The organism is Sandarakinorhabdus sp., from assembly GCF_040398645.1.
In the GTDB taxonomy this organism is placed as follows: domain Bacteria; phylum Pseudomonadota; class Alphaproteobacteria; order Sphingomonadales; family Sphingomonadaceae; genus Sandarakinorhabdus.
This window is the reverse complement of the sequence record NZ_JBBATR010000024.1, coordinates 1-12,004: the sequence shown is the minus strand read 5'-3', so window position 1 is coordinate 12,004 and position 12,004 is coordinate 1. Positions and strand designations below refer to the sequence as shown.

Below are 12,004 nucleotides of genomic sequence, written 5' to 3'. Positions count from 1 at the left end.
TCGTGCTGACCTACTGGGAAGGAATGACCGGGCCAATGGCCGCCGAAACGCTCTTGATCTCGCCAAAGGCCTTTGAATCGCTGCTGATCCGGGCACGAACCGCCTTGAAGGCCGTGCTGGTGCAGGCCGGTGTCGATCCGCACGACCTGCCAGGGGATCTGTCATGAACGCATCTGCTGCACAGCCGGCCATCACCGATGCCGATCTGGCGCGGCTGCTGGGGCTGGCCAGCGCCGCCCCGCCGCCGCCTGCCGATCTGGCTGCACGTTTGCTGGCCCGCGTTCGCGCTTCGCCGCCAGCCGCATTGCCGCCGATTGCGCTGCCCCAATCTCCGCTACCAGCCGCCTCGTTGCGGCCGGCACGCGGGCGGCCCGCGCGGCGCTGGCTGCGCATCGCGCTGGGCAGCGCGGGCAGCCTGCTGATGGCGACCGCCGTTGCCGCTGGTTTGGCGCAGACGCCGATGTTTGCGGCCTATCTGCAACCGCTGCTGGCCCCGCTGGCCAGCGTGATCGGCGCAAAGCCCGCACCGCCCGCCACTGCGGCCCGCAAACGCACCGCGCCGCCGACGGTACTGCCGCTACCGCGTAGCGAAGCCCCGTCGGCACCGCTGGCCCAATTGGCTCCGCCTGCCACGCCCACCGATCTCGCTGCATCCCTGCCGCCAATCGTGCCGGGAGCCGTGCCGCCACCCGCGCTGGTGGCCCCGGCGCTGCGCTCGGCAGCAACGCCCCAAAGCAGCCCGGCACGGCGCGCGCTGGCGGGCATGGCTGCTGCCAATCCCGGCGCTGTTCCGGCGCCGCGCCCTGAGTTTGGCAAAGCTGCGCGGGCCACAACTGCCCGCACCGCCATCGATCGGATCAGCCAACGCCAGCCGCTGTCCGATGCAGCCAGGCCGCAACCGGTGCCGGTTCCCCCGGCTTTACCCGAGCTGGCGGCGGCCAACCCGCCGACGCCAGCAGCGCCGGCAATTGGCATCGCAGTCAATTCACCCAGCACGGCCGCCGATCCAACCGCTGCGATCGTTGCCGATGGGCCGGCAGGGCAGCCGCCAACGGCCCGCACCGAACGCGCCGCGCAAATCACCGACGCGATTGCCGAACTACGGGCCTCTCGCAAGGCCGGCACCTTGACGCCGGCACAAGCGCAGCGGCTGCGCGGCTTGCAGCAATTGCGCGCAGCCCGGGCGGCACGCCCGCCGCGCTCACCAGAACGCCGGTGAAATCAACCGGCGAAGGATTCCGGCACAGCCCGCGTTTAGCCAGATGTGGAGGCGCTGCGCTTCCCGAACAGATAAGAAAGGGAAATCATCATGAAACTTCAATATCTTGCTGCCACCTCGATCACCCTGCTGCTTGCCGCCACCGCCGGCCAGGCCCAGACTGCCCCGGCAGCCCCAGCAGCCGCCTCTGGCACCAACACCCGCACGATTGGCAATGATCGTGTGTCGGGCAGCGTTACCACCACGCGCGATGCCGGCACCATCGATCGCACCACCGAATTGACGCGCAAGAGCGATGGCGCCGCCGCCACCGCCAGCCAGACGCGCAGCCGCACCGAAACCGGCGTCACCGCCAGTTCCAGCCGCACCGGATTTGACGGCCAGACCAGCAGCAGCAATTATGCCCGCACGCGCACCGAAACCGGGGCCACCGAAACTGGCACGATCACCCGCCGCGATGGCAGCACGCTCAATCTGAACGGCAGCATGGTGCGCGGCGATGGCAGCATCACCAGCAATCGCGCCATCACCGACAGCGCCGGCGCGACCGTGGCCAGCCGCATCGTGCAGGCAAGCCGCGCCGCCAACGGCCAGGTGACCCGCAACGTCACCGCCACCGGCCCGCAGCGCCTGCTCACCCGCGCCGGCCGCCCCGGCGCACCGCGCCGCGCCCGGGCAAACTGATCCGCCCGATTGAACAATCCGGCGGCGATACTGCGCCAAACCGAAAAATGGCCGGATGCACCCCAGCATCCGGCCATTTTTCATCAATAATACAGCCCGCCACCGGCAAAGCTGCCTCCCGCGCCCAAAAAAGTGGTGCAGGGCTCAGCCCTGCCCGCCGGAGGCACTTTGCGTCTGCCTTACTTTCGGCGCGGCGGCCGAACGGGCTCTGGTTCGGCGCCCCGCGCGCGCCGTTCGCCGCGGCGGTTGCCGCTGGTGGCGCTGGACAGGCGGCGCGGCAGCTTCTTGGGCGGCGGCGGCGGCGGCGGTTCTTCGTAATCGCCCAGCGCCATGTCAAAGCCCAGCATCGCAAAGCTTTCGGCCATGTGGGTGGGCAATTCGGCCTTGATATCGATCACGCCGCCATCGGGCAGCGCGATCACCAGACGGCGGCTGTGCAGGTGCAGCTTGCGGCTGATCCCGCCGGTCAGATAAGAGTCCTTGCCGCCATATTTGCCGTCCCCCACCAACGGATGGCTGATCGCGGCGGCATGCACGCGAATCTGGTGGGTGCGGCCGGTGAACGGCTGAAATTCCACCCACGCGGCGCGCGCCGCTGCCTTGTCGACCACCCGGTAGCGGGTTTTGGCTTTCAGGCCATTTTCGGGATCGACATGCATTTTCTCGCCGCCGCTGCCCGGCTGTTTGGAGATGGCGGCATCGATGGTGCCAGCGCGGATTTCGGGCACGCCGATGGTCAGCCCCCAATAGGTCTTGCTGGCTTCGCGCCCGGAAAATTCTTTGCTGAAAAACGCCGCCGCGCGGGCCGTGCGCGCCAGCAGCAGCACGCCGGATGTGTCCTTGTCCAGCCGGTGCACCAGCCGCGGGCGGGCATCGGCATCATATTGCAGCGCATCCAGCATGTCATCGACACTGGTGGTGATGCCGGTGCCGCCCTGCGTGGCCAGCCCCGGCGGTTTGTTGATCACAACAGCGTGCGCATCCATGTGGATGACCTGGCCGCGCATATAATCGATCTGATCGGGGTGCAGCGGCGGCCGCACCTTTACCACCAGGCGCGGTTTGGCCGGTTCGGGCAGCACATCCGGCCACACCAGCGCCTGGCCCACACTGACGCGGTCGCCCGGCCCGGCCTTGCCCCCATCCAGCCGCACCGCGCCAGTTTTGGACCAGCGCGACACGATGTTGAAGGTCACCTCAGGGGCATGGCGCTGAAACCAGCGGTCAAGGCGGATGCCGTCGTCGTCGTCGGCAATGGTGGCATTGGGCATCAGCAGGCTTTCATCAGGCTTTTATCAGGCGGGGCCGCGCATCAGCCACACGCCGGCCAGCACCGCGAGCACACTGCCCGCCGTGCTGGACATGGCATAGGCCGCCGCCAGCGCCACTTCGGCGCGAATGATCATGTTGTACACTTCCAGGCTGAACGCCGAAAAGGTGGTGAATCCGCCAAGCACACCCACCCCAAGCAGCAGCCGCAGCCCTTCGACACCGCCATCAAGCTTTGCGAGCCAGCCGGCCAGCATCCCCATCAGCAAGCCGCCAAGGATATTCACGGCAAAGGTGCCGAACGGAAAGCCCGGCCCCATCACGGCAATCGCCCAGCGGCCAACACCATAGCGCAGCGCCGTGCCAATGCCGCCGCCAAGGCTGACCAGCAACAATTGGGACAAGGCCGGGTTCATCGCGGTCTCTTAGCCGGATTGCGCCGCGATTGCCAATCATGGCGGGACAGCAGGCCGCCGGGCAGCCGGCAACGTCCAAAGGGATGTCAAGCCACGCCGAAGGTCCAGCCTTCGCTGGTTGCAATCGCCGGGGTCAGCGCAGCGGGCTGCCACCAATGCGGCTGGTGGGCGACCGCGCGCAGGCCGGCGGCGGTGATGACGGCATCGCCAACATGATCGGGAAAAACCGCCGGGAAATTCGCCGGCATGGCCTGGCTGCCGTGGCGGGCCAGCGCGGCGTTCAGGCTGGGCGCATCGCGCAATTTGCCGCGAAACCCGGCCATGCGCGCAAAGGCCTGGGCATAGATTTCGAGGATGACCGGGCCACGTTCGGGCAGCGGATCGAACGGCCACACCGGCCAGTTCAGCCGGTGCAGCAAGCGCATGGCGGTCAGCGTCGCCTTGCCCACCTGCGATGCGCCGAGCAGCACGAAGTTGGACGTCGGCACGCCCAGCCCGCTGGCTTTGTAGACCTGCTCCGTCACCCGCAAATGCGCGCGTGCATGGCGCGGGCCGTCATCCTTGCCGAGCCAGAAAGCATCGCGCCGGTGCGCGATAAAGCCGTGCCCGCCCAGATCGTCCTCAGCCGCACACACCGCCTCCACCTCGGCCCACAGGCTGCGCGCTGGCTGATCGAACGGCGGCACCGCGGCAAAGCCGAAGCCGGCATCCATGCCAACCAGTACATCGCCGGACAGGCCGCCCAGCCAATCGAGCACGGCGCTGCGTGACCAGACGCCGGACGGCGGCAACACAAGTTCCGGCGGCGCATCGCCAGCTTCGCATTGTGCCACCTGCACCGAAGGGTGCCGCACGCCCTTCGCGCCCGACCAGTCAATGCCGACGAACCGGGAAAACCTCACCGCAGCAGGGCCACAGCGGCGCACAAGCGCGCGGCAAGCGCCGGCGGCAGCTGCGCATCAATCAGGAAGTTCATTCCGCGGCGATCACCAGCGGATGGTCGGCCAGATCGGCGGCGTAGGCGAGGCAGGCCAGCACATCGGCGCGCGTGAGAGTGGGAAACGCCGCCAGCAGATCGTCCAGCGTGTCACCCTCAGCCAGATAGGCCAGCACGTCGCGCACCGGCATCCGTGTGCCCTTCACGCAGGGCTTGCCGCCCAGCACGCCGGGCCGCGATTCGATGCGGCTGAGCAGAATTGTCATGACCTGAGCATAACGTGCGCCGCCGGAAAGGCCAAACCCGGTTTGGCCGCCGGTCTGCTCACAATCCCCGCGCCTTGCGCTGCGCGGTCGACGCGCGGGCGGCCCAGGCGCGCTCCACCAGCACTGCGATGCGTTCGGGATCGGCCGTGTCCAGCCGCGCCAGCACGCCCGGCCAACCAACATAATGCGGGGTTTGGAAAAAGCAGTCGGGATCGGTGGCCATCAGCATTTCGGCCTCATCCAGCCCGGCGGGCAGCACGAAATGCTCCGGCGTACGGCCGATCACCACGAGCATCTTGCCGCGCACCAGCACGGCATCGCGGCCATAGCTGGCGGCGCGTGTGGCGCCGGGCAGGGCGAGCGCCAGAGCCAGAACATCATCCAAGGTCATGCCGAGGCTTGCTGATCAGGTTTGAAGGGGAAGCAAAGCGCCTCCGGCGGGCAGCAATGCGCCTCCGGCGGGCAGGGCTGAGCCCTGCACCACTTTTGTTTTGGCTCGGTCCAATTCTCCGAAATAGCGCGCCGAACCAACAATCGGGTGCAGGGGTCACCCCTGCCCGCCGGCGGCATTTTCAACAATTTCTGACCGGCGCGCCGTCTCACTTCAATGCCGCCCGCGCCAAGTCTTCGCGTCGCCGCGCCCATTCGGCCAGCCGTTCGGCGATGCGGGCCTCGGTGCCGCGCGGGGACGGGGTGTAGAGTGTCTGCGCCGCCATGCCATCCGGCCAATAATCCTGGCCCGAAAAGCCATCGGGCGCGTCATGATCATAGGCATAGCCCTTGCCGTAGCCCAGTTCCTTCATCAGCTTGGTGGGCGCATTCAGGATATGCGCCGGCGGGGTGAGCGAACCGGTGCTGGCGGCAAGCTTCATGGCGGATTTCTGCGCGACGTAGGCGGCGTTTGATTTGGGCGCAGTCGCCAGATATAGGCAGGCGTGCACGATGGCCAATTCGCCTTCGGGGCTGCCGAGGAAATCATAGGCATCCTTGGCATCCAGGCACACGCGCAAGGCATTGCTGTCCGCCAGGCCGATATCCTCGCTGGCAAAGCGCACCAGCCGGCGCAGCAGATACAGCGGCTCCTCCCCCGCCACCAGCATGCGCGCCAGCCAATAGAGCGCGGCATCGGGATCCGAGCCGCGCAGGCTTTTGTGCAGCGCCGAAATCAGGCCGTAATGGCCCTCCCTGTCCTTGTCATACACCGGCATGCGGCGGTGCAGGAACGCCGCAAGCGTGGCGGCGTCCATCGCGGCGGCCTCATCCAGCGCCAACAGGCTTTCGGCCTGACCCAGCAGGAACCGCCCATCGCCATCGGCCGACGCGATCAACGCGGCGCGGGCATCGTCGGTCACCGGCAGGGCATGGCCCACATGCGCTTCGGCGCGGGCCAGCAGATCGGCCAGCGCGGCTTCATCCAGCCGCCGCACGATCAACACCCGCGCCCGGCTGAGGATGGCGGCGTTCAATTCAAAACTGGGGTTTTCGGTGGTCGCCCCGACCAGCGTGATGGTGCCATCTTCCATCGGCCCCAGAAAGCCATCCTGCTGGGCGCGGTTGAAGCGGTGGATTTCGTCCACGAACAATAATGTGCGCGTGGACGCAGTGCGGGCCTCGGCAAACAGCTTCTTGAGGTCAGCCACGCCGGCAAACACGGCAGAAATCGCCACAAAGCGCATCTGGGCCGCATCGGCCAGCAGCCGCGCGATCGTGGTCTTGCCCGTGCCCGGCGGCCCCCAGAAAATCAGGCTGGACAGGCTGCCGCTGGCAATCATCCGGGTGATGGAGCCTTCGGCGCCAACCAGATGATCCTGCCCAACCACCTGCGCCAGCGTCGCCGGGCGCAATTGCTCGGCCAGCGGTGCAGCACCAGCAGTTGCGGGTTGTGAACTGCCGAACAGATCAGCCATGCCGCCAGCCAAGCCGCATTTCGCCGTTTCGCGCAAGTCCGGCCCGCTGTCTTGGACCCGCGCCTCTGTCTTGGACCCGCGCCTCTGTCTTGGACCCGCGCCTCTGTCTTGGACCCGCGCCTCTGTCTTGGAATTGTCTTCATAAGCTGGCAACATCCCACTCGGGTCAGCAGTGGAGGAACCGCCATGCGCCTTGCCGTGTTCAATGTCGAAAATCTGTTCGATCGCGCCCGCGCCCTTGATGAAAGCAATGAGCCGGTGCTCAAGGCCTTTGGCCGCGCCCAGGCACTGCTGGCACAGCCGGACTACACCGATGCCATCAAGGCAGAGATACTTGCCGAATTGGCCGTGCTTGGCCTGACGCGATCAGACAGCAATCGCAATGCCTTGCTGCGCCAGAGCCGGGGCAGCCTGATCCGGCGCCCGAAGGACAAGCCGCCCGAAGTTGCAGCCAGCGGCCGGGCCGACTGGGTTGGCTCGCTGGAGCTCAAGCGGGGGCCGGTCAATCATGAAGCCATGCTCAATACCGCCCGGGTGATCCGCGATTGCGCGGCAGACGTGATGGGCGTGGTGGAGGCCGAACACCGCCCGTCGCTGGGTGATTTCAACCGGGAAATCATCGCCAGCGAGGTGGTGGGCGGCACCGCCTTTCGCCATGCCATGCTGATTGACGGCAATGATGATCGCGGCATCGATGTCGGCCTGATGACCGGGCCAGCCTATCCCATCGGCATGATGCGCAGCCGGGTGGATGATCGCCGTGCCAACGGCAATCCGGTGTTCAGCCGCGATTGCCCGGAGTTCCACATTGCCGTGCCCGGCGGCACGGCGATCGTGGTGATGCTGTGCCATTTCAAATCCAAATTTGGCGGCAACGATCCGCGGTCGCAGGCCAAGCGCCGCGACGAAGCGGCGCGCGTCGCGGACATTTATCGGGCGCACCGCAGCGCCGGCATCGTCAATATCGCCATCATGGGCGATTTCAACGACACACCAGATGCGGAGCCACTGGCCCCGCTGCTCGCCCAGACCGATCTGGCCGATATTTCGGTGTTGCCGGGCCACAACGATGGCGGCCTGCCCGGAACCCACGGCAATTGCCGCGCCGGCACCAAGATCGACTATATCCTGTTGTCACCGGCACTGGCGGCGGCGGTCACGGCATCCGGCATCATCCGCACTGGCATGCGCCCCAACAAGGGTGCGCCGCCGTGGCCCATATATCCCACGCTGACCACCCCGTCACAGGCAGCTTCCGATCATGCCGCGCTGTGGGTGGATGTGGCGCTTTAGCTTTTATACCAGGCCTCGATGGTGCCGTTCAGCTTGATGGTGAGCGGATTGCCCTTGCGGTCAAGGCTCTTGCCGGCGGCGACGCGGATCCAGCCTTCGGAAATGCAATATTCCTCGACATTGGTGCGTTCGGTGCCGTTGTAGCGGATGCCGATGCCGCGGCTGAGCAAGTCCCAGTCATGAAATTCGCTGCGCGGATTGACTGACAGCCGGTCTGGCGGCGTGTCAATTGGCGCTTCCGGAGCAGTTTCGGGCGGGGTTTCGGGCAAATCGGTCATGGCGCGGTCTTAGGCGCAGCAATTGCTACCCGCAAGAAAAAGGGGGGGGCCGCAAGAAAAAGGGGCCGCCCGCAGATGCAGGCAGCCCCGTTTTTCGTTCAAACCGCAGGATGGCTCAGCCTTCGGCTGGTTCGTCATCCGTGGGCAGCATGCCAGGCTCGGCATTGGGATCAAAGGCTTCGGTGAAGCCCATTTCCTCACGATCGGTAGTGGCATTGATATCCACGCCGGCGGCCTGCAGTTCGGCTTCTTCAGGCGAACGCGCGATGTTGACCTTGACCAGCACGACCACTTCCGGGTGCAGCGCGACCTTCACGTCGTGCACGCCCAGGTTCTTGATCGGCTTGTCGAGCACGATCTGGCTCTTGTTCAGCTTGTGGCCGCCAGCGATCAGCGCTTCGGCCAGATCGCGGGCTGCAACCGAGCCGTACAGTTGGCCAGTGGCCGATGCTGCGCGGATCATCACGACGCTGGCGCCTTCGATATCGCGCGATTCGGCGCGAGCGATGTCGCGGCGCTTGGCGTTATCGGATTCGATGCGACCACGGTCGTTTTCAAACCGCTTCTTGTTGGCTTCGGTGGCGCGCAGGGCTTTGCCGCGCGGCAGCAGGAAATTGCGTGCAAAACCCGGCTTCACATTGACGACATCGCCAATGGTGCCCAGCTTTTCAACGCGTTCGAGCAGGATTACATGCATGACAGCTGCTCCTTACTTAACAAGATAGGGCAGCAAGCCCAGGTGGCGCGCGCGCTTGATGGCCTTGGCCAGCTCGCGCTGCTTCTTGCCCGACACCGCAGTGATGCGGGCCGGCACGATCTTGCCGCGTTCAGAGACAAAGCCCTGCAGCAAGCGCACATCCTTGTAATCGATGGCAGGTGCACTCGGACCCGCGAACGGGCACGACTTGCGGCGACGGAAGAACGGACGTCCCATCTACATTCTCCCTTAATATGCTGCGCGCGGTTCGCGGCGCGGGCGTTCGCCGCCCCGATCACCACTGCGTTCACCACCACGGTCGCCACGGTCGCCGCGATCACCGCCCCGATCGCCTCTGGGACCATCACGGTCACCACGCGGGCGATCTTCGCGGCCTTCACGGCCACCTTCGCGCTCACCGCCGCGGCGGGTCATCGCCGAAGGCTCGGTGGGCAGCGCATCGATGCGGATGGTCATGGAGCGGACGATGTCTTCGCTCAGGCCAACCTGACGCTCCATTTCGGCCACAGCGGCCGGCGGCGCATCCAGCACCAGCATGACATAATGTGCCTTGCGGTTCTTGGCGATCCGGTACGCCAGCGTGCGCAGGCCCCAATATTCAGAACCAGCAACCTGGCCCTTGTTGTCCGTGACAATCTTCGTAAAGCCTTCCGTCAGCGCTTCAACCTGAGCTGTGGTCAGGTCCTGCCGCGCGAGGAAGACATGCTCGTAAAACGGCATGCGTCTCTCCTGTGCCGATCGTTGACGGGGCACCATGCCCACGCCCCTCCGGCCTGCTTTGTCTCACCGTCCGGAGCATGCCCCGTGCCAGTGAGCGTGCGCGTATGACGGAACAGGAATGGAATGGCAAGCGATTTGCCCCTGCGTTCGTGCGGCAGCGCATGAATGCGGCTATCGATGTGGTTTTTGGTGGCAATAGTACAGCATCCAAGTAACAACCGGAAATCGACACACTGGAGGTCACCGCGGTCATGTTTTCACTGTCACGCGCGCTGTCTCGCGTGCTGAAACGCCGGCTGCCGGGAGAGATCAATGCGCTGGCGCAACCCCTCGGACCAGAAAGCCAGCCGAATCTCAACGAGCTGGCCCGGATCGCCAGCAGCATCCGGATCATGGAACTGAACATCAAGGCGTTCGGCTATGATCTTGCCCGGCGCGGGCAAGGCGCGCTGCCCGTGCGCTCCAACCTGGCAGCCCGGCATGTCGGCCTGGCATCCAAGGCATCGACCCAGGCCGATATCGAAAGCGACTGGTGTGCGTATTGGGCGAACGAATTCAAGGCCAGCGTCATCTATCACCGCAAGCTTTGGGAACTCACCTATGTTGCCCAGGCGGTGTATGAACATGGTTTCCTGCGGCCCGGCGCGCGCGGCTTGGGATTTGGCTGCGGGGAGGAGCCGTTTCCAAGCTATTTTGCGGCCAAGGGCATCGCCGTCACCGTCACCGATCTGGACATGGCGGCGGCGCAGGCGAAGGGTTGGGTCCAGACCAGCCAGCACGCCCGATCGCTGGAGCAGGCGTTTCACGCGCACCTCGTCGATCGCGAGAGCTTCGATCGGCATGTGCAATTCCGCATCGCCGACATGAATGATATCCCTGCGGATCTGAACGGTTATGACTTCTGCTGGTCGATGTGCGCGGTCGAGCATCTTGGCAGCATCAAGCAGGGCCTGGACTTTATCGAAGCCTCGCTGAAAACGATCAAGCCCGGGGGGCTGAGCGTGCATACCATGGAGTATAATTGCGAGCCTGACGGGCCAACGGTCGACAACTGGCAAACCGTGCTGTTTCAGCGGCGGCATCTCGAAGCCCTTGCCGATCGGCTGCGCGACCGGGGGCATGAGGTGGCAGCGTTCGACTTCGATCTCGGCCACCAGCCGATGGACCGGTTCATCGATGTGCCGCCTTACGATGGGGGGACGGGTGACACCGCAGTCGCCGCTCTGGGCCAACCGCTGCACATGAAACTTGCAATCGACGGCTTTGTCGCAACCTGTTTCGGGGTCATCATCCGCAAGGCAGCATGATCGGCCCCGTCCCCAAATTCATCGGCACGCGCGGTGACACGCCGGGCCCTGCCGCGCAGCCCTGACCGGCCGCACCGCGATCCGTCGCCGATGGTGCGGCGACAGCAGACCCATAATCGCCCCAAGGCTGACTTAAATCTATAAAAAATTCGTCACAAAATCACAATTGATGCGCCGCAGAACTGAAATGACCTTTCTGTAACAGCCCCCTGACAGTGGCGCTCGGGGAAATGCAATGAAGTTTTTGGTGGCGGTTTTTGCTGCCTTGTGTGTGGCTGCGCCCGTCGTGGCTCACACGGACGGCCATGATCAGCCGCCGTGGCAGAATGCGACGGCGTGGCCGGACCGTATCATCGCCACCTTTGATGCCGATCCCGCCCGCACCCTGGCGGTCAGCTGGCGCACAGCGGCCAATGTTACCGCCACCAAAGCGGAAATCGCGCTCGCCACGCCGGATGCCCGCATCGATCTGGCCGGGCGCAGCGTCGCCGCCATCACCCAGCGTGTCGAGCTTGGCAGCACGGTTCACGATGCCAAATTGCTCGCCATCGCCGCCAACGACACACTGCCGGCGGTCGCCTATCACAGCGCGCGCTTCGAAGGGCTGAAGCCCGACACGCTCTATGCCTGGCGGGTGATGGGCGCCGATGGCCACTGGAGCGAATGGTTCCAGACGCGCACCGCGCCGCTGGCTGGCCCGCTGCGCTTTATTTACATGGGCGATGCGCAAAACGGCGTGCTGTCGTTGTGGTCACGCACCATCCGCGCTGCCTATGCCGCAGCCCCCGATGCGCGCTTCATGCTGCACGCCGGCGATCTGGTGAACCGCGGCAGCCGCGATATCGAATGGGCGGATTGGTTCAAGGCCGGCGGCTTCCTGCACGCCATGGTCCCCGCCATTCCGGTGGCCGGCAACCATGAATATGACATGGCCGCCCCCGGCGAAAACGCCCGCATGCGCCTGCTCAGCCATTTGTGGCGGCCGCAATT

15 protein-coding genes are annotated in these 12,004 nt (G+C 65.5%); 5 read left to right on the top strand and 10 right to left on the bottom strand.

What is annotated here, in order from left to right; all coding sequences use genetic code 11:
• The first annotated feature begins 163 nt into the window (after positions 1–163).
• Entirely contained in the window at positions 164–1,219 is a 1,056-nt protein-coding gene (locus ABWP50_RS07515) for a hypothetical protein (RefSeq protein WP_353217378.1), read from the top strand.
• A 90-nt stretch (positions 1,220–1,309) separates the two neighbouring features.
• Positions 1,310–1,903 (top strand): hypothetical protein, encoded by a 594-nt coding sequence (locus ABWP50_RS07510; protein ID WP_353217377.1) that lies wholly within the window; start codon positions 1,310–1,312, stop codon positions 1,901–1,903.
• A gap of 179 nt (positions 1,904–2,082) precedes the next feature.
• Here the strand turns inward: ABWP50_RS07510 and ABWP50_RS07505 are convergent, their stop codons facing one another.
• The 6 genes from ABWP50_RS07505 to ABWP50_RS07480 all read right to left on the bottom strand — a co-directional run bounded on the left by ABWP50_RS07505 (position 2,083) and on the right by ABWP50_RS07480 (position 6,698).
• A complete protein-coding gene (locus tag ABWP50_RS07505) occupies positions 2,083–3,174 on the bottom strand; it encodes an RluA family pseudouridine synthase (RefSeq protein WP_353217376.1) in 1,092 nt (363 codons plus the stop codon).
• A 24-nt stretch (positions 3,175–3,198) separates the two neighbouring features.
• Positions 3,199–3,588, bottom strand: a complete 390-nt coding sequence (gene crcB / locus ABWP50_RS07500) for a fluoride efflux transporter CrcB (RefSeq protein WP_353217375.1) — start codon at positions 3,586–3,588, stop codon at positions 3,199–3,201.
• Between the two features lie 86 nt (positions 3,589–3,674).
• Positions 3,675–4,490 (bottom strand): hypothetical protein, encoded by an 816-nt coding sequence (locus ABWP50_RS07495; RefSeq protein WP_353217374.1) that lies wholly within the window; start codon positions 4,488–4,490, stop codon positions 3,675–3,677.
• 70 nt (positions 4,491–4,560) lie between these two features.
• Positions 4,561–4,791, bottom strand: coding sequence for a DUF433 domain-containing protein (locus ABWP50_RS07490; protein WP_353217373.1), 231 nt, complete (start codon positions 4,789–4,791; stop codon positions 4,561–4,563).
• Between the two features lie 58 nt (positions 4,792–4,849).
• On the bottom strand, positions 4,850–5,182 hold the full coding sequence (locus tag ABWP50_RS07485) for an MmcQ/YjbR family DNA-binding protein (protein ID WP_353217372.1): 333 nt from the start codon (positions 5,180–5,182) through the stop codon (positions 4,850–4,852).
• Positions 5,183–5,390: 208 nt separating this feature from the next.
• The gene (locus ABWP50_RS07480) at positions 5,391–6,698 is read right to left on the bottom strand and encodes a replication-associated recombination protein A (RefSeq protein WP_353217371.1); all 1,308 of its coding nucleotides are present in this window, start codon (positions 6,696–6,698) and stop codon (positions 5,391–5,393) included.
• A 186-nt stretch (positions 6,699–6,884) separates the two neighbouring features.
• Between ABWP50_RS07480 and ABWP50_RS07475 the strand changes: the two genes are divergently transcribed.
• The gene (locus ABWP50_RS07475) at positions 6,885–7,991 is read left to right on the top strand and encodes an endonuclease/exonuclease/phosphatase family protein (RefSeq protein ID WP_353217370.1); all 1,107 of its coding nucleotides are present in this window, start codon (positions 6,885–6,887) and stop codon (positions 7,989–7,991) included.
• On the opposite strand, the gene ABWP50_RS07470 is transcribed toward ABWP50_RS07475, so the two are convergent.
• The 4 genes from ABWP50_RS07470 to rpsF all read right to left on the bottom strand — a co-directional run bounded on the left by ABWP50_RS07470 (position 7,988) and on the right by rpsF (position 9,707).
• Positions 7,988–8,269 (bottom strand): DUF3297 family protein, encoded by a 282-nt coding sequence (locus ABWP50_RS07470; RefSeq protein ID WP_353217369.1) that lies wholly within the window; start codon positions 8,267–8,269, stop codon positions 7,988–7,990. The two genes, ABWP50_RS07475 and ABWP50_RS07470, sit on opposite strands and share 4 nt — an antisense overlap.
• Positions 8,270–8,384: 115 nt before the next feature.
• Positions 8,385–8,966, bottom strand: coding sequence for a 50S ribosomal protein L9 (gene rplI, locus ABWP50_RS07465; RefSeq protein WP_353217368.1), 582 nt, complete (start codon positions 8,964–8,966; stop codon positions 8,385–8,387).
• Between the two features lie 12 nt (positions 8,967–8,978).
• Positions 8,979–9,203: a 30S ribosomal protein S18 gene (gene rpsR, locus ABWP50_RS07460; protein WP_353217367.1), complete on the bottom strand. Its 225-nt coding sequence runs from the start codon at positions 9,201–9,203 to the stop codon at positions 8,979–8,981.
• 12 nt (positions 9,204–9,215) lie between these two features.
• The gene (gene rpsF, locus ABWP50_RS07455; protein ID WP_353217366.1) at positions 9,216–9,707 is read right to left on the bottom strand and encodes a 30S ribosomal protein S6; all 492 of its coding nucleotides are present in this window, start codon (positions 9,705–9,707) and stop codon (positions 9,216–9,218) included.
• A 251-nt stretch (positions 9,708–9,958) separates the two neighbouring features.
• On the opposite strand from rpsF, the gene ABWP50_RS07450 reads away from it, so the two are divergent.
• Positions 9,959–11,014 carry an SAM-dependent methyltransferase gene (locus tag ABWP50_RS07450; RefSeq protein ID WP_353217365.1) on the top strand — a complete coding sequence of 352 codons (1,056 nt, stop codon included), beginning with the start codon at positions 9,959–9,961 and terminating at the stop codon, positions 11,012–11,014.
• Positions 11,015–11,300: 286 nt separating this feature from the next.
• Positions 11,301–12,004: FN3 domain-containing metallophosphoesterase family protein (locus tag ABWP50_RS07445; protein ID WP_353217364.1), on the top strand; the 704-nt coding region annotated here is incomplete at its 3' end.